Annotated in this window: 10 protein-coding genes, 2 tRNA genes and 3 rRNA genes; 13 read left to right on the top strand and 2 right to left on the bottom strand. The window is 62.1% G+C overall.

Going from position 1 to position 16,338, the window contains the following annotated elements; translation table 11 throughout:
• Positions 1-37 precede the first annotated feature (37 nt).
• The gene (locus WS87_RS27265; protein ID WP_059697933.1) at positions 38-1,378 is read left to right on the top strand and encodes an MFS transporter; all 1,341 of its coding nucleotides are present in this window, start codon (positions 38-40) and stop codon (positions 1,376-1,378) included.
• Between the two features lie 105 nt (positions 1,379-1,483).
• Here the strand turns inward: WS87_RS27265 and WS87_RS27260 are convergent, their stop codons facing one another.
• A complete protein-coding gene (locus WS87_RS27260; protein ID WP_059814836.1) occupies positions 1,484-2,593 on the bottom strand; it encodes a 2-aminoethylphosphonate--pyruvate transaminase in 1,110 nt (369 codons plus the stop codon).
• Between the two features lie 256 nt (positions 2,594-2,849).
• Between WS87_RS27260 and phnS the strand changes: the two genes are divergently transcribed.
• From phnS to rrf, 12 genes are all read left to right on the top strand, one after another.
• Positions 2,850-3,941: a 2-aminoethylphosphonate ABC transporter substrate-binding protein gene (gene phnS, locus WS87_RS27250; protein WP_059814833.1), complete on the top strand. Its 1,092-nt coding sequence runs from the start codon at positions 2,850-2,852 to the stop codon at positions 3,939-3,941.
• Positions 3,942-3,975: 34 nt separating this feature from the next.
• Complete coding sequence (gene phnT, locus WS87_RS27245) at positions 3,976-5,079, top strand: 2-aminoethylphosphonate ABC transport system ATP-binding subunit PhnT (protein ID WP_059814829.1); 1,104 nt, start codon at positions 3,976-3,978, stop codon at positions 5,077-5,079.
• Positions 5,057-5,977, top strand: coding sequence for a 2-aminoethylphosphonate ABC transporter permease subunit (locus WS87_RS27240; RefSeq protein WP_059814824.1), 921 nt, complete (start codon positions 5,057-5,059; stop codon positions 5,975-5,977). Before phnT ends, WS87_RS27240 begins: the two co-directional genes overlap by 23 nt.
• Positions 5,967-6,827 carry a 2-aminoethylphosphonate ABC transport system, membrane component PhnV gene (gene phnV / locus WS87_RS27235; RefSeq protein ID WP_059814821.1) on the top strand — a complete coding sequence of 287 codons (861 nt, stop codon included), beginning with the start codon at positions 5,967-5,969 and terminating at the stop codon, positions 6,825-6,827. The genes WS87_RS27240 and phnV overlap by 11 nt, the downstream gene beginning before the upstream one ends.
• Positions 6,824-8,134 carry a phosphonoacetate hydrolase gene (gene phnA, locus WS87_RS27230; RefSeq protein ID WP_059814816.1) on the top strand — a complete coding sequence of 437 codons (1,311 nt, stop codon included), beginning with the start codon at positions 6,824-6,826 and terminating at the stop codon, positions 8,132-8,134. Before phnV ends, phnA begins: the two co-directional genes overlap by 4 nt.
• Positions 8,131-9,585, top strand: coding sequence for a phosphonoacetaldehyde dehydrogenase (gene phnY / locus WS87_RS27225; RefSeq protein WP_059814813.1), 1,455 nt, complete (start codon positions 8,131-8,133; stop codon positions 9,583-9,585). The genes phnA and phnY overlap by 4 nt, the downstream gene beginning before the upstream one ends.
• Before the next feature lie 4 nt (positions 9,586-9,589).
• Positions 9,590-10,141, top strand: a complete 552-nt coding sequence (locus tag WS87_RS27220; RefSeq protein ID WP_059814810.1) for a phosphonate degradation HD-domain oxygenase — start codon at positions 9,590-9,592, stop codon at positions 10,139-10,141.
• A gap of 508 nt (positions 10,142-10,649) precedes the next feature.
• Positions 10,650-12,182: ribosomal RNA gene (locus WS87_RS27210) — 16S ribosomal RNA — on the top strand.
• Positions 12,183-12,246: 64 nt separating this feature from the next.
• Positions 12,247-12,323 (top strand) — tRNA-Ile (locus tag WS87_RS27205).
• A 39-nt stretch (positions 12,324-12,362) separates the two neighbouring features.
• Positions 12,363-12,438, top strand: a tRNA-Ala gene (locus WS87_RS27200).
• 272 nt (positions 12,439-12,710) lie between these two features.
• Positions 12,711-15,592: ribosomal RNA gene (locus tag WS87_RS27190) — 23S ribosomal RNA — on the top strand.
• A 132-nt stretch (positions 15,593-15,724) separates the two neighbouring features.
• Positions 15,725-15,837 (top strand): 5S ribosomal RNA (gene rrf, locus WS87_RS27185).
• The 16S, 23S and 5S rRNA genes sit together here with 2 tRNA genes alongside, the layout of an rRNA operon.
• A 292-nt stretch (positions 15,838-16,129) precedes the next feature.
• On the opposite strand, the gene WS87_RS33750 is transcribed toward rrf, so the two are convergent.
• A complete protein-coding gene (locus WS87_RS33750) occupies positions 16,130-16,306 on the bottom strand; it encodes a hypothetical protein (RefSeq protein WP_159085711.1) in 177 nt (58 codons plus the stop codon).
• Positions 16,307-16,338 lie beyond the last annotated feature (32 nt).

Raw genomic sequence — 16,338 nt, 5'->3', positions numbered from 1 at the left:
TCTACCGACTAGCTGAAAAATAGACCAGGAGACAACCATGCAGCACACCACCCACACGAACGCCGCGCCCGCGGCGGCCGGCACGGTCCGGCGGACCTCGGCGCGCTACAAGATCCTCGCGCTGCTCGCGATCGGCACGATGATCAACTATCTCGACCGTACCGTGCTGGGGGTGGCTGCGCCGCAGCTCACCAAGGAGCTCGGCATCAACGCGGCGGTGATGGGCATCATGTTCTCCGCGTTCTCGTGGACGTACGTCGCGATGCAGGTGCCCGGCGGCCTGTTCCTCGACCGTTTCGGCAGCAAGATCACTTATTACTGGTCGATGACGCTGTGGTCGCTGTGCACGCTGCTGCAGGGTTTCGTGCCCGGTGTCGGGACGCTGCTCGCATGCCGGCTCGGTCTCGGCGTGACGGAAGCGCCGTGTTTCCCGACCAACAGCCGGGTCGTCGCGACGTGGTTCCCGCAGAACGAGCGCGCGATGGCGACCGGCACCTACACCGTCGGCGAGTACATCGGCCTCGCGTTCTTCAGCCCCGTTCTGTTCGCGCTGATGGGTGCGTTCGGCTGGCGCTCGCTGTTCTGGGTCGTCGGTGCGGTCGGCATCGTGTTCGGTCTGGTCTGGTGGAAGTTCTATCACGAGCCGCGCAACCATCCGGCCGCTAATTCGGAAGAACTCGCGTACATCGAAGCGGGCGGCGGTCTCGTGCACGGCGCGCGCAAGGACGGCGACAAGAGCGGCAAGCCCGCACAGGCCAAGTTCAGCTGGTCGATGGCCGGCCGGCTGCTGAAGAAGCGCCAGCTCGCGGGTATCTGCCTCGGCCAGTTCGCCGGCAACTCGACGCTCGTGTTCTTCCTCACCTGGTTCCCGACCTATCTCGCGACCGAGCGCCATATGGGCTGGCTGAAGATCGGCTTCTTCGCGATCATGCCGTTCATCGCCGCGTCGGTCGGCGTGATGTTCGGCGGGATCTTCTCCGACTGGCTGCTGCGCCGCGGCAAGTCCGCGAACCTCGCGCGCAAGCTGCCGATCATCGCCGGCCTGCTGCTCGCGTCGACGATCATTCTCGCGAACTACGTGCAAAGCAATGAAGCCGTGATTGCGATCATGTCGGTCGCATTCTTCGCGCAGGGGATGGCCGCGCTCGGCTGGACGCTCGTGTCCGACATCGCGCCGGACGGCCTGCTCGGCGTGACCGGCGGCATCTTCAACTTCGCGGCGAACCTCGCGGGCATCATCACGCCGCTCGTCGTCGGCTTCATCGTCGCAACGACCGGGTCGTTCGTCGGCGCGCTCGTGTTCATCGGCGTGATCGCGCTGATCGGTGCGCTGTCGTACATCTTCGTCGTCGGCGACATCAAGCGGATCGAATTGTAAGTACCGGCTCCACGCACTCTCGGTGCGTTCGCCCGGCGACCTGTGGGTCGCCGGGCTTTTTTGTTTCTGCGTTCCCTGCTTGCGGGCCGTGGCATGCGTCGGCGCTCACGCGCGCTGCACGGCAATCCCGAGCGATTCGACCGCGAGCGCGATCGCCGCGACCGCACGTCGGATGTCGCCGGCATCGATCGCGCCGATGCAGCCGACGCGGAACGTCTCGAGTTGCGTCAGTTTGCCCGGATACAGGATGAAGCCCGCGTCGCGCACCGCGTCGTAGAAGAGGCGGAAATCGTAGGCCGGATGGTCGGGCGCATGGAACGTGACGATCACCGGCGCCTGCACGCTGGCGTCGAGGAACGGCGTGAAACCGAGCGCGCGCATCGATTCGATCAAGGTCCGGCAGTTCTCCGCATAGCGCGCGCCGCGTGCGGGCTGGCCGCCTTCGGCCAGGTACTGGTCGAGCGCGGCGCGCAGCGCGGCGATCACGTGGGTCGGTGGCGTGAAGCGCCACTGGCCCGTCTTGCGCAGGTATGCGTACTGATCATGGAGATCGAGCGCGAGCGACGGCGAATTGCCTTCGCTCGCGTCGAGCGCATCGCGCCGCACGATGGCGAACCCCATCCCCGGCACACCTTCCAGGCATTTGCCGCTCGCCGAGATCAGCGCGTCGATCCCGCTGTCCGCCAGCGCGATCGGCAATGCGCCGAACGAACTCATCGCGTCGACGATCAGCCGCTTGCCGTGCCGCCAGCACACGGCCGCGATTGCGTCGAGCGGATTCAGAATGCCGGCGCTCGTTTCCAGATGCACGAGCGCGACGTGCGTGATGCGCGGCTCGCGCGCGAACGCGGCATCGATCGCCGTCGGGTCGACCACGGCGTCCTCTGCGAACGGCAGCGCGATCGCCTCGATGCCGAGCCGGCCGAGGATCTTCAGGATGCGCGCGCAATATGCGCCGTTGTCCGGCACCAGCACGACGCCGTCGCGCGGCACCAGCGTGCCCAGCGCGGCCTCGACCGAAAACGTGCCGCTGCCTTGCATCGGCACGCACACGTATTCGTCGCCGCCGCGCGCGATCGTGACGAGATCCGCGCAGACGCTGGCCGTCAATTGATTGAAAGCGGCGTCCCACGAGCCCCAGTCATGTTGCATTGCGTGGCGTGTTGTGGCGGACGTGGTGAGCGGGCCGGGCGTGAGCAGAATCGGGGCGGGCATGGCTTTTTCTCCAGCAGAGATCGGACGAAACGCCGGGTTGGCATTTCTGGGTGACTTGCATGATATTGGCAAAATGTGTCATTTTTTGGAAATTGTGGCACGCGTCACGGCGTTGTCATCGAACGCTGTGATCCTTCGGTTGCCGCGCGAGACCACCTGCAGCGCGGCAGCGAGGCAGGCCGGTCGTCGGTCTGTCCGACTGAAAGGAGCCGGATCGTGCCCCGGCCGTTTGGTGTTCCGCCTACGGAGAAGTGAGATGACACTGCAGAATTCCTCGCGCGCCGCTGCCGGCGCGTTCCGCAAGCTCGCGCTGGCCGCCTGCGCCGCCGGTCTGCTGCAAGGCGCGGCGATGCCCGCGCATGCGGCGAACGCGGTCGTGCTGTATACGGCGGACGGTCTCGAGAATCTCTATCGCGATGTGCTGCCGGCGTTCGAGAAGAAGGAAGGCGTCAAGGTGAACATCGTGACGGCGGGCAGCGGCGAGGTCGTCAACCGCGCGAACATCGAAAAGAACTCGCCGAAGGCTGACGTGATCGTCACGCTTCCGCCGTTCATCCAGCAAGCCGGCCAGATGGGCCTGCTGCAGCCGTATCAGAGCGTCAACTACAAGAACGTGCCGGCGATCGCGAAGGCGGAAGACGGCACGTGGGCGACGTTCGTGAACAACTACTTCTCGTTCGCGATCAACCCGGATGTCGTGAAGAACCAGCCGAAGACGTTCGCGGACCTGCTGTCGCCGGCCTACGCGGGCAAGGTCGCGTACTCGAACCCGGCCACGGCCGGCGACGGGATGGCCGTGCTGATCCTGACGACGTCGCTGATGGGCGAGGACAAGGCGTTCGACTACCTCGCGAAGCTGTCGCAGAGCGTGAAGTTCCACACGAAGGGCACCGGCTATCTGAACGTGCTGCTGTCGCGTAACGAGATCAGCGTCGCGAACGGCGACCTGCAGATGGATCTCGACGACGCCGAGCACGGCGCGCTGGCCGTCAAGCCGATCTTCCTGGCCGCGAAGGACGGCGACCAGCCGACCACCTTCCAGCTGCCGTACGGCATCGGCCTGATCAAGAGCGGCCCGAACCAGGACGCCGGCAAGAAGCTGATCGACTACCTGATGTCGACGGACGTGCAGTCGAAGGTGCCGGACATGTACGGCATCCCGGGCCGCACGGACGTGCCGCTGGCCGGCAAGAACGGCGAAGCGGTCAAGAAGGCGATCGCGGGCGTGAAGCTGATCCCGGTCGACTGGACGCAGGTGATGGCGAAGAAGCCGGTGTGGATCGAGCGCTGGAAGAAGGACGTGATCGGCAGCTCGGGCAAGCAGCTCGACGTCGTCAAGCCGAAGTGATCGGCACACGCCGCCTGTATTAGTGAGCAAGAGGATGAACCCGGTGGAAACCACCCTGACCCATCCCGGCGCATTCGGCGCCGCCGAACCGCGCGCCACGTTGCGGTCCGGCGCGCCGGGCGGCGTGCAGATCGAACACCTGAGCGTGCGCTACGGCGCACGCACGGTGCTGGAAGATCTGTCGCTGTCGATCGGCGCCGGTGAATTTCTGACCGTGCTCGGCAAGAGCGGCTGCGGCAAGACCACGCTGCTGCGCTTCATCGCCGGGTTCGTGAAGGCCGATGGCCTGACCGGCACACTGACCGTGGCCGGACGCGACCTGACCCATGCGCCGCCGCACAAGCGCAATCTCGGTCTGTTGTTCCAGAATTACGCGCTGTTCCCGCACCTGTCGGTGTTCGAGAACGTCGCATTCGGGCTGCGCGCCCGTGGGATGGCCTCGTCGGAAGTGACGCGCCGCGTCGCCGACGCGCTGAAGCTCGTGCAGCTCGGCGAGGCCGGCCACCACCTGCCCGCGCAACTGTCGGGCGGGATGCAGCAGCGCGTCGCGCTGGCCCGCGCGCTCGTGATCGAGCCGGACGTGCTGCTGCTCGACGAACCGCTGTCGGCGCTCGACGCCAACCTGCGCGCGTCGGTGCGCAGCGAACTGAAGGCGCTGCACGAGCGCCTGCCGAACCTGACCGTCGTGTGCGTGACGCACGACCGCGACGACGCGCTCGTGCTGTCCGACCGCGCGCTGCTGATGCGCGACGGCCGCATCGCGCAGCTCGGCACGCCGCAGCAGCTGTACGACGCGCCGCAGGACGGCTACGTCGCGCGCTATCTCGGCCCGGCCAACCTGCTGCCGCCGCACGTGATCTTCCCGCTCGGCGACCCGCGTCACGACGTGCGCGGCAAGGTCGCCTGCGTGCGTCCCGAGCGCCTGACCGTGATGCCGCTCGCGGCGGGCGGCCTGCACGGCACGGTGTCGTCGGTCGAATGGCAGGGCGCCGACCTGTCGATCGCGGTCGTGATCGACGCGGCGCCCGACGAACCCGTGCGCGTCACGATGCAACGCGGCCGCGGCGCTGCTCCCGAGCGCGGGGCGCGCGTTTCCCTGCATTGCGAGGCAGACGATGTCGTCCTTATCGAGCCCTGAAGCCGGCCTGCCGCCGCACGTGCTCGCGTCGGCCGCCGCGCATGCCGCCGCCGCGCGGCGCCGCAAGCGCATGGGCGATCTGCACCTCGCCGCGCTCGCGATCGTCGTGCTCGGCCCGCTCGTCGTCTATCCGCTGGTGCGGCTCGTGCTGCTGAGCGTGTCCGGCGATCACGGGCTGAGCTTTGCCGCGTACCGGACGTTCTTCGGCAACCCCGATACGCGCAACGTGCTGCTGACGACCGTCGGCGTGCTGTTCGCGAGCGCCGGCACGGCGTCGGTGCTCGGCGTGCTGCTGGCCGCGCTGCTGTTCTTCAAGCCGTTTCCGGGCGCATCGCTCGTCACGCGCTTCCTGGAACTGTACGTCGCGTTCCCGTCGTTCCTCGTCGCGTTCACGCTGATCTTCCTGTACGGCTCGCAAGGCTCGATCAGCATCGCGCTGCAGCACCTGTTCCATCTCGAGACCCCGCCGCTCGATTTCCTGTTCGGCATCGGCGGCGTGATTCTCGCGCAGACCGTGTTCTATACGCCGTTCGTCGTGCGGCCGACGCTCGCGTCGTTCGCGACGCTCGACCTGCGCCTGATCGAGGCGGCACGCAGCCTCGGCGCATCCGGTTGGATGCTCGCGCGCCGCGTCGTGCTGCCGATCGCGTGGCCGGGCATCGCCGCCGGCACCGTGCTGTGCTTCCTGCTGACGCTGAACGAGTTCGGCATCCTGCTCGTGCTCGGCAGCGCGCGGCTCGTGACGCTGCCGGTCGCGATCTACAGCAGCGCGACCGTCGACCTCGACCTGCCGACCGCGTCGGCCGGTGCGGTCGTGATGCTCGCGCTGTCGCTGGCGCTTTATGCGGTTTATCGCCGGGTAAACCGGCGTGCGACGGGAGGGAACGATGTCCGCTGAATTCCGTATCGGGCAAGCCGTGCCGCGCCATCGGATCGGCTGGGGCGACACGCTGCTCAAGCATGCGTCGCGCGCGGCGCTTGCGCTGGCCGCGTTCGCCTGCTTCTGGCTGTTCGTGCTGCCGGTCATCGTCGTTGCACTGTCGAGCGTGTCGACGCAGTGGTCGGGCACGATCCTGCCGGCCGGCTACAGCCTGCGCTGGTTCGAGCGGCTCGGTTCGCCGGAATACGACGCGCTGCTGACGAGCCTCGAGATCGGCTTCGGCGTGTCGGCGATGGGCACGATCCTCGGGCTGTGGCTCGCACTCGCGCTCGAAGGGCGCGACCGGCGCGGCCTCGGCGCGCTGGTCGACGCGCTCGTGATGGTGCCGAACGGCGTGCCGAGCGTCGTGCTCGGGCTTGCGGTGCTGATCGCGTATCACCAGAAGCCGCTCGACCTGTCGAGTTCCGCCGCGATCGTCGTGCTCGTGCAACTCGCGCTGATTCTGCCGTTCTGCTATCGCTGCGCGGCCGCCGCGCTGCGCCCGGAGCTGACCGTGCTGCGCGAAGCCGCGGCGAGCCTCGGTGCGCCGCCCGCGATGGTGCTGCGCCGCGTACTGCTGCCGCAGCTCGTGCCGGCGCTGCGCGCGAGCCTCGCGCTCGGCTTTGCGCTGTCGCTCGGCGAACTCGGCGCGACGCTGACCGTCTACCCGCCGGGTTTCGCGACCGTGCCGATCGTCGTGATCGGTCAGGTCGAGCGCGGCTACTACCTTCCGGCATCGGCGCTGTCGCTGCTGATGCTCGGCGCGTCGCTCGCGGCGCTGCTGCTGATCGCCGCGCGGGTGCCGCGCGGCAAGCGGGCGGCATCATGAACGCCGCGTTCGCATTGCGGCAGCCCGGCGAGCAACCGGCCGCCGGCAAGGTATCGGCGGATCTCGCGGGGCGTTCCGTCGACGTCAACGGCCGGCGCTACCGTCTGCCGGTCGAACCGACCGTCGTCGTTTGCGTCGACGGCTGCGAGTACGATTATCTCGAGCGCGCGGTGGATGCGGGCGTCGCGCCGTTCATCGGCAGGATGATCGCGGAAGGCGCGGCCTGGCGCGCCGACTGCGTCGTGCCGACCTTCACCAACCCGAACAATCTGTCGATCGTCTGCGGCGTGCCGCCGGCGGTTCACGGAATCTGCGGCAACTACTTCTGGGATCCGGCCGCCGACGGCGGACGCGGTGCCGAAGTGATGATGAACGACCCGGCCTACCTGCGCGCCGGCACGCTGCTCGCGGCGGCGTCCGACGCCGGCGCGCGGGTGGCCGTCGTCACGGCGAAGGACAAGCTGCGCCGGCTGCTCGGCTGGCAGATGAAGGGCATCTGTTTTTCCGCCGAGAAGGCCGCGCAGGCGAATCTCGCGGAAAACGGGATCGTCGACGTGCTCGACTGGGTTGGCCTGCCTTCTCCCGACGTGTACAGCGCGGCGCTTTCCGAATTCGTGTTCGCGGCCGGCGTGCGGCTTGCGCAAACGCGCCAGGTCGACCTGATGTACCTGTCGACCACCGATTACGTGCAGCACAAGTGCGAGCCCGGCAGTGCCGGCGCGAACGCGTTCTACGCAATGATGGACGGCTATCTCGCGCAGCTCGACGCGCTCGGCTGGGCGATCGGGCTCACGGCCGACCACGGGATGAACGCGAAGCACGATCCGGCAACGGGCCGCCCGAACGTGATCTATCTGCAGGACGCGTTCGACGGCTGGTTCGGCGCGCGGGCCGCTCGCGTGATCCTGCCGATCACCGATCCGTACGTCGTGCACCACGGCGCGCTTGGCTCGTTCGCGACCGTCTACCTGGCACCCGGCGTCGACCGGACCGAAGCGATGTGGCGCGTCGGCGGGATCGACGGCGTCGAGCTCGTGCTCGACAACGCGGAAGCCGCCGCGCGCTTCGAGCTGCCGGCCGACCGGATCGGCGACCTCGTCGTGATCGCACGGCGCGACATGACGCTCGGCACGCGCGAGCGCGAACACGACCTGTCCGGCCTGACCGTGCCGCTGCGTTCGCACGGCGGCGTGTCCGAGCAGGAAGTGCCGTTGCTGTTCAACCGTCGGATCGAGCAGGACGATCCTGTGCGTCGTCCGCGCAATTTCGACGTCTTCGATTTCGTGCTGAACCGGGTCGCGTCATGATGGCTCATCCCCGACAGGATCACCCCGCCTTTCGCGCCGAGGCGATGCGCTGGTGCGGCACGCGTGCGACGCGCGACCGTGTTCTCGACGTCGCCGATCCGTATACCGGCACGCGTGTCGGCACGGTGCCGCTGGCGAGCGTCGACGACGTGCGCGCCGCGTTCGACTACGCGATGGCGTACCGGCCGGCGCTCACGCGTTACGAGCGTTCGCAGATTCTCGAACGCGCGGCGGCGTTGCTGCGCGAGCGTACCGAGGAGGCATCCGACCTGATCACGCTCGAATCGGGATTGTCGAAACGGGATTCGCGCTATGAGATCGGTCGCGTTGCCGACGTGTTGAAGTTCGCGGCGGTGGAGGCGCTGCGCGACGACGCGCAGAGCTTCTCGTGCGACCTGACGCCCCACGGCAAGGCGCGCCGCGTGTTTTCGCAGCGGCAGCCGCTCGACGGCGTGATCGTCGCGATCACGCCGTTCAATCATCCGATGAATCAGGTCGCCCACAAGATCGCGCCGGCGATCGCGACCAATAACCGTGTGATCGTAAAGCCGTCGGAGAAGGTGCCGCTGTCGGCGTTCTATCTGGCGGACCTGCTCTACGAGGCCGGCTTGCCCGAGCCGATGCTGCAGGTACTGACCGGCGACCCGCGCGAAATCTCGGACGAACTCGTCACGCATCCGCACGCATCGCTGATCACCTTTACGGGCGGTGTGTCGATCGGCAAGGCGATCGCCGCGCGGGCCGGCTACCGGCGCATCGTGCTGGAACTCGGCGGCAACGATCCGCTGATCGTGCTCGACGACGCCGATCTGGAACGTGCCGCATCGCTGGCCGTGCTCGGCTCGTACCGGAATTCGGGGCAGCGCTGCACGGCCGTCAAGCGGATCCTGGTGCAGCGCTCGATCGCGCCGGCGTTCACCGAGTTGCTCGTCGAGAAGACGCGTGCATGGAAATATGGCGATCCATTCGATGCCACGAATGAAATGGGCACGGTGATCGACGACGCGGCGGCGCGACTGTTCGAGGCCCGGGTCGGCGAGGCGGTCGCACAGGGGGCGCGCCTGCTGACCGGCAACGTGCGTCGCGGGGCGCTCTATTCGCCGACCGTGCTCGATAACGTCGATCCGTCGATGACGATCGTGCGCGAGGAGACCTTCGGCCCCGTCTCGCCCGTCATCGCGTTCGACACGATCGACGACGCGATCCGGATCAGCAACGGCACGGCATTCGGGCTGTCGTCGGGTGTCTGTACGGACAGTACGGCCGCGGTCGTGCGGTTCGTGAACGAGCTGAACGTCGGGACGGTGAATGTCTGGGAAGTGCCGGGATACCGGATCGAGCTGTCGCCGTTCGGCGGGATCAAGGATTCGGGGCTCGGCTATAAGGAAGGCGTTCAGGAAGCGATGAAGAGCTTCACGAACCTGAAGACGTTTTCGCTGCCTTGGGAGTGAGCGGATGGCACTGACGGTGGAAGAGATTCACGGGCTGTATCGCGAGCACGGCCACGTCGCGTATAGCGGCGAACCGGTCACGCAGCTGGAGCATGCATTGCAGAGCGGGTTGCTGGCGGAGGAGGCGGGCGCTGACGACGCATTGGTTGCGGCCGCGTTCCTGCACGACCTGGGGCATCTGCTGAATCGGCAGGGCGAGACGCCGAGCGCGCGGGGGATCGACGACCTGCATCAGTATTACGTGCTGCCGTTTCTGCGGCCGCTGTTCAACGAGGCGGTGCTGGAGCCGATCCGGTTGCACGTCGACGCCAAGCGTTGCCTGTGCCGCACGGACGCCGGCTACTTCGGGAGCCTGTCGCCGGATTCGGTGCGCAGCCTCGCGCTGCAGGGAGGCATCTTCAGTGAAGAGGAAACGGCGGCGTTCCTGCGGCGCCCGTTCGCGGAGGACGCACTGCGCCTGCGCCGCTGGGACGATACCGCGAAGGAAGAGGGCAAGGTGACGCCTGGTCTCGATCACTATATGGAGATAGTGGCGCGTCAGGCGCGTGTGGTCTGACGCTTCGGCTGCCTCTATATAAGGCCCCGCACGCGGCAGCGTGCGGGGCCTTATATTTTTCGAGAAACCCCTTGCGCGATCGCCGGGAGCTGCTTAGAATCACGCCTCTTTCGCGCTAACGGAAACGCAGCGCGGAAGGAGAAGGGAAGCGGTGCGGTCGAGGGCAGGTTGTAGAGCCCCGGCGCACACGAAGTTGAACCCCCGCCGTCGCAACGAAGCAGTTCAGAAAGTTGTTGACGAGCTGAAAAAGACGGTTCATAATCTCGCTTCTCTGCTGCTGAAAACGCAGCGCTGCTGGGAAACTTCAGGTTTCTCGCAGAAATGCTCTTTAAAAATTAACAGCCGATAAGTGTGGGCGCTTGATGGCCGCGAGCTGATCTTCGGATCAGAAAGCGAAAGTATCAAGAGTCTCACACTAAAGTAAGTCAGGTTTATGAAGTGATTCATATACCTGTCAGCTTTGAGTGAGCGACCGGTTCTTAACGGAACCGAAAACAGTAACAGGTTTAAACTGAAGAGTTTGATCCTGGCTCAGATTGAACGCTGGCGGCATGCCTTACACATGCAAGTCGAACGGCAGCACGGGTGCTTGCACCTGGTGGCGAGTGGCGAACGGGTGAGTAATACATCGGAACATGTCCTGTAGTGGGGGATAGCCCGGCGAAAGCCGGATTAATACCGCATACGATCTACGGATGAAAGCGGGGGACCTTCGGGCCTCGCGCTATAGGGTTGGCCGATGGCTGATTAGCTAGTTGGTGGGGTAAAGGCCTACCAAGGCGACGATCAGTAGCTGGTCTGAGAGGACGACCAGCCACACTGGGACTGAGACACGGCCCAGACTCCTACGGGAGGCAGCAGTGGGGAATTTTGGACAATGGGCGAAAGCCTGATCCAGCAATGCCGCGTGTGTGAAGAAGGCCTTCGGGTTGTAAAGCACTTTTGTCCGGAAAGAAATCCTTGGTCCTAATATGGCCGGGGGATGACGGTACCGGAAGAATAAGCACCGGCTAACTACGTGCCAGCAGCCGCGGTAATACGTAGGGTGCAAGCGTTAATCGGAATTACTGGGCGTAAAGCGTGCGCAGGCGGTTTGCTAAGACCGATGTGAAATCCCCGGGCTCAACCTGGGAACTGCATTGGTGACTGGCAGGCTAGAGTATGGCAGAGGGGGGTAGAATTCCACGTGTAGCAGTGAAATGCGTAGAGATGTGGAGGAATACCGATGGCGAAGGCAGCCCCCTGGGCCAATACTGACGCTCATGCACGAAAGCGTGGGGAGCAAACAGGATTAGATACCCTGGTAGTCCACGCCCTAAACGATGTCAACTAGTTGTTGGGGATTCATTTCCTTAGTAACGTAGCTAACGCGTGAAGTTGACCGCCTGGGGAGTACGGTCGCAAGATTAAAACTCAAAGGAATTGACGGGGACCCGCACAAGCGGTGGATGATGTGGATTAATTCGATGCAACGCGAAAAACCTTACCTACCCTTGACATGGTCGGAATCCTGCTGAGAGGCGGGAGTGCTCGAAAGAGAACCGGCGCACAGGTGCTGCATGGCTGTCGTCAGCTCGTGTCGTGAGATGTTGGGTTAAGTCCCGCAACGAGCGCAACCCTTGTCCTTAGTTGCTACGCAAGAGCACTCTAAGGAGACTGCCGGTGACAAACCGGAGGAAGGTGGGGATGACGTCAAGTCCTCATGGCCCTTATGGGTAGGGCTTCACACGTCATACAATGGTCGGAACAGAGGGTTGCCAACCCGCGAGGGGGAGCTAATCCCAGAAAACCGATCGTAGTCCGGATTGCACTCTGCAACTCGAGTGCATGAAGCTGGAATCGCTAGTAATCGCGGATCAGCATGCCGCGGTGAATACGTTCCCGGGTCTTGTACACACCGCCCGTCACACCATGGGAGTGGGTTTTACCAGAAGTGGCTAGTCTAACCGCAAGGAGGACGGTCACCACGGTAGGATTCATGACTGGGGTGAAGTCGTAACAAGGTAGCCGTATCGGAAGGTGCGGCTGGATCACCTCCTTTCCAGAGCTATCTCGCAAAATTGAGCGCTCACGCTTATCGGCTGTAAATTTAAAGACAGACTCAGGGGTCTGTAGCTCAGTCGGTTAGAGCACCGTCTTGATAAGGCGGGGGTCGTTGGTTCGAATCCAACCAGACCCACCATTGTCTGGCGGTAGGTACCTGAGGCAAATCTGTACTCATGGGGGCATAGCTCAGCTGGGAGAGCACCTGCTTTGCAAGCAGGGGGTCGTCGGTTCGATCCCGTCTGCCTCCACCAATCTTCAATGACAAGCGTTCGAGGTGCTCGAGTGTTTGTCATTGGCGATTGAGCCAGTCAGAGCGGTACGTAGGATGTATCGGCTGTCGTTCTTTAACAATCTGGAAGAAGTAAGTAATTTGGATAGCGGAAGCGTCTTGAGATGGACGTGGAAACTATCCGGGTTGTGATTGTATCGATGTATCTCAAGATGATTCGAACTCTATGTTTGACTCAATTGGAATACGGCACAACGCGAGAACTCAACCTGTAACGAGACAGACTCGTTATAGGGTCAAGCGAACAAGTGCATGTGGTGGATGCCTTGGCGATCACAGGCGATGAAGGACGCGGTAGCCTGCGAAAAGCTACGGGGAGCTGGCAAACGAGCTTTGATCCGTAGATGTCCGAATGGGGAAACCCACTCCTTTTGGAGTATCCATGGCTGAATACATAGGCCATGCGAAGCGAACGCGGTGAACTGAAACATCTAAGTAACCGCAGGAAAAGAAATCAACCGAGATTCCCAAAGTAGTGGCGAGCGAAATGGGATGAGCCTTGCACTCTTTATTTGTATTGTTAGCCGAACGCTCTGGAAAGTGCGGCCATAGCAGGTGATAGCCCTGTAGGCGAAAACAGTATGAAAGAACTAGGTGTGCGACAAGTAGGGCGGGACACGTGAAATCCTGTCTGAAGATGGGGGGACCATCCTCCAAGGCTAAATACTCGTGATCGACCGATAGTGAACCAGTACCGTGAGGGAAAGGCGAAAAGAACCCCGGGAGGGGAGTGAAATAGATCCTGAAACCGCATGCATACAAACAGTCGGAGCCTCGTAAGGGGTGACGGCGTACCTTTTGTATAATGGGTCAGCGACTTACGTTCAGTAGCAAGCTTAACCGTATAGGGCAGGCGTAGCGAAAGCGAGTCCGAATAGGGCGTTCAGTTGCTGGGCGTAGACCCGAAACCAGGTGATCTATCCATGGCCAGGATGAAGGTGCGGTAACACGTACTGGAGGTCCGAACCCACTAACGTTGAAAAGTTAGGGGATGAGCTGTGGATAGGGGTGAAAGGCTAAACAAACCTGGAAATAGCTGGTTCTCTCCGAAAACTATTTAGGTAGTGCCTCGTGTCTCACCTTCGGGGGTAGAGCACTGTCATGGTTGGGGGGTCTATTGCAGATTACCCCGCCATAGCAAACTCCGAATACCGAAGAGTGCAATCACGGGAGACAGACATCGGGTGCTAACGTCCGGTGTCAAGAGGGAAACAACCCAGACCGCCAGCTAAGGTCCCCAAATATAGCTAAGTGGGAAACGAAGTGGGAAGGCTAAAACAGTCAGGAGGTTGGCTTAGAAGCAGCCACCCTTTAAAGAAAGCGTAATAGCTCACTGATCGAGTCGTCCTGCGCGGAAGATGTAACGGGGCTAAGCTATATACCGAAGCTGCGGATGCGTGCTTTGCACGCATGGTAGGAGAGCGTTCCGTAAGCCTGCGAAGGTGCCTTGTAAAGGGTGCTGGAGGTATCGGAAGTGCGAATGCTGACATGAGTAGCGATAAAGGGGGTGAAAGGCCCCCTCGCCGTAAGCCCAAGGTTTCCTACGCAACGTTCATCGGCGTAGGGTGAGTCGGCCCCTAAGGCGAGGCAGAAATGCGTAGCTGATGGGAAGCAGGTCAATATTCCTGCACCATTGTTAGATGCGATGGGGGGACGGATCGCGGAAGGTTGTCCGGGTGTTGGAAGTCCCGGTCGCTGCATTGGAGAAGGCGCTTAGGCAAATCCGGGCGCAGGATTCAAGGGTGTGGCGCGAGCTCCTTAGGGAGCGAAGCAATTGGAAGTGGTTCCAAGAAAAGCCTCTAAGCTTCAGTCTAACGATGACCGTACCGCAAACCGACACAGGTGGGCGAGATGAGTATTCTAAGGCGCTTGAGAGAACTCGGGAGAAGGAACTCGGCAAATTGGTACCGTAACTTCGGGATAAGGTACGCCCTTGTAGCTTGACTGGCCTGCGCCAGGAGGGTGAAGGGGTTGCAATAAACTGGTGGCTGCGACTGTTTAATAAAAACACAGCACTCTGCAAACACGAAAGTGGACGTATAGGGTGTGACGCCTGCCCGGTGCCGGAAGATTAAATGATGGGGTGCAAGCTCTTGATTGAAGTCCCGGTAAACGGCGGCCGTAACTATAACGGTCCTAAGGTAGCGAAATTCCTTGTCGGGTAAGTTCCGACCTGCACGAATGGCGTAACGATGGCCACACTGTCTCCTCCCGAGACTCAGCGAAGTTGAAGTGTTTGTGATGATGCAATCTACCCGCGGCTAGACGGAAAGACCCCATGAACCTTTACTGTAGCTTTGCATTGGACTTTGAACCGATCTGTGTAGGATAGGTGGGAGGCTATGAAACCGGAACGCTAGTTTCGGTGGAGCCGTCCTTGAAATACCACCCTGGTTTGTTTGAGGTTCTAACCTTGGCCCGTGATCCGGGTCGGGGACAGTGCATGGTAGGCAGTTTGACTGGGGCGGTCTCCTCCCAAAGCGTAACGGAGGAGTACGAAGGTACGCTAGGTACGGTCGGAAATCGTGCTGATAGTGCAATGGCATAAGCGTGCTTAACTGCGAGACCGACAAGTCGAGCAGGTGCGAAAGCAGGTCATAGTGATCCGGTGGTTCTGTATGGAAGGGCCATCGCTCAACGGATAAAAGGTACTCTGGGGATAACAGGCTGATACCGCCCAAGAGTTCATATCGACGGCGGTGTTTGGCACCTCGATGTCGGCTCATCTCATCCTGGGGCTGTAGCCGGTCCCAAGGGTATGGCTGTTCGCCATTTAAAGAGGTACGTGAGCTGGGTTTAAAACGTCGTGAGACAGTTTGGTCCCTATCTGCCGTGGGCGTTGGATATTTGAAGGGGGCTGCTCCTAGTACGAGAGGACCGGAGTGGACGAACCTCTGGTGTACCGGTTGTCACGCCAGTGGCATCGCCGGGTAGCTATGTTCGGAAGAGATAACCGCTGAAAGCATCTAAGCGGGAAACTCGCCTTAAGATGAGATATCCCTGGGGACTAGATCCCCTTGAAGGGTCGTTCGAGACCAGGACGTTGATAGGTCAGGTGTGTAAGCGCAGTAATGCGTTCAGCTAACTGATACTAATTGCCCGTAAGGCTTGATCCTATAACAAGTCTGTCTCGCGCTGACTACAGCGCGTCGGACTGGTTGATTCTCGTGTGTGATACACACAACTCAAAATTACTGCTTCTTCCCAGATTGGTTCTGTTGGCCACGCCAGCAGGACAACCCCCTTTGCCTGATGACCATAGCGAGTCGGTCCCACCCCTTCCCATCCCGAACAGGACCGTGAAACGACTCTACGCCGATGATAGTGCGGATTCCCGTGTGAAAGTAGGTAATCGTCAGGCTCCCTAAGCCAAGAACCCCCGCCCGACAAGGCGGGGGTTTTTGCATTAGGGCGGCGGAAATGCGAGCGGAATGGCGAGTACCAGGCGGCTGGAACTGAAGCACCGAAGGTCTTGCTCCAGGTGCCCACGGTTCTTGAGCAATCCACCACTTCGTACCATCGAGATCGCGCGGCACCCCTTATCCAGATCAGACCAATCCGCGAATAGTTAGCGCCAGCCAATGTCGATGAATCTGGCAAAGGTGCTGTAAGGCCGATGATGCTCGACGTTGCTCGATGATCGTCGAAAAATGTCACTTTCCGGAAAAAATTCCCCGACTTGATGTTCCCGTCCCGCCATTCGGTGACTGCGGCACGATATCGTCATAAAAATCTATGCGCATAAAGTCCATTTGCGCGACATGCTCGGCAAAGCGGATAAGCAGCCCTTCGGGGTAATATCGCCGTTCATCCCGATTCCCGGTGTTCATCTGTATAAACCGGCACTCGGTGTCCTTCGATT

The organism is Burkholderia sp. MSMB0856, from assembly GCF_001524645.2.
Taxonomy (GTDB): Bacteria; Pseudomonadota; Gammaproteobacteria; order Burkholderiales; family Burkholderiaceae; genus Burkholderia; species Burkholderia diffusa.
The sequence above is the reverse complement of the archived record's forward strand: the minus strand, read 5'-3'. Positions and strand labels throughout refer to the sequence as shown.

Excerpts from the sequence above, each read along its gene's own strand:
- phnT (WP_059814829.1), top strand. The coding sequence starts at position 3,976 with ATGAACCCGGTGGAAACCACCCTGACCCATCCCGGCGCATTCGGCGCC.
- phnA (WP_059814816.1), top strand. The coding sequence starts at position 6,824 with ATGAACGCCGCGTTCGCATTGCGGCAGCCCGGCGAGCAACCGGCCGCC.
- WS87_RS27260 (WP_059814836.1), bottom strand. The coding sequence starts at position 2,593 with ATGCCCGCCCCGATTCTGCTCACGCCCGGCCCGCTCACCACGTCCGCC.
- WS87_RS33750 (WP_159085711.1), bottom strand. The coding sequence starts at position 16,306 with ATGAACACCGGGAATCGGGATGAACGGCGATATTACCCCGAAGGGCTG.
- phnY (WP_059814813.1), top strand. The coding sequence starts at position 8,131 with ATGATGGCTCATCCCCGACAGGATCACCCCGCCTTTCGCGCCGAGGCG.
- WS87_RS27240 (WP_059814824.1), top strand. The coding sequence starts at position 5,057 with ATGTCGTCCTTATCGAGCCCTGAAGCCGGCCTGCCGCCGCACGTGCTC.
- WS87_RS27220 (WP_059814810.1), top strand. The coding sequence starts at position 9,590 with ATGGCACTGACGGTGGAAGAGATTCACGGGCTGTATCGCGAGCACGGC.
- WS87_RS27265 (WP_059697933.1), top strand. The coding sequence starts at position 38 with ATGCAGCACACCACCCACACGAACGCCGCGCCCGCGGCGGCCGGCACG.
- phnS (WP_059814833.1), top strand. The coding sequence starts at position 2,850 with ATGACACTGCAGAATTCCTCGCGCGCCGCTGCCGGCGCGTTCCGCAAG.
- phnV (WP_059814821.1), top strand. The coding sequence starts at position 5,967 with ATGTCCGCTGAATTCCGTATCGGGCAAGCCGTGCCGCGCCATCGGATC.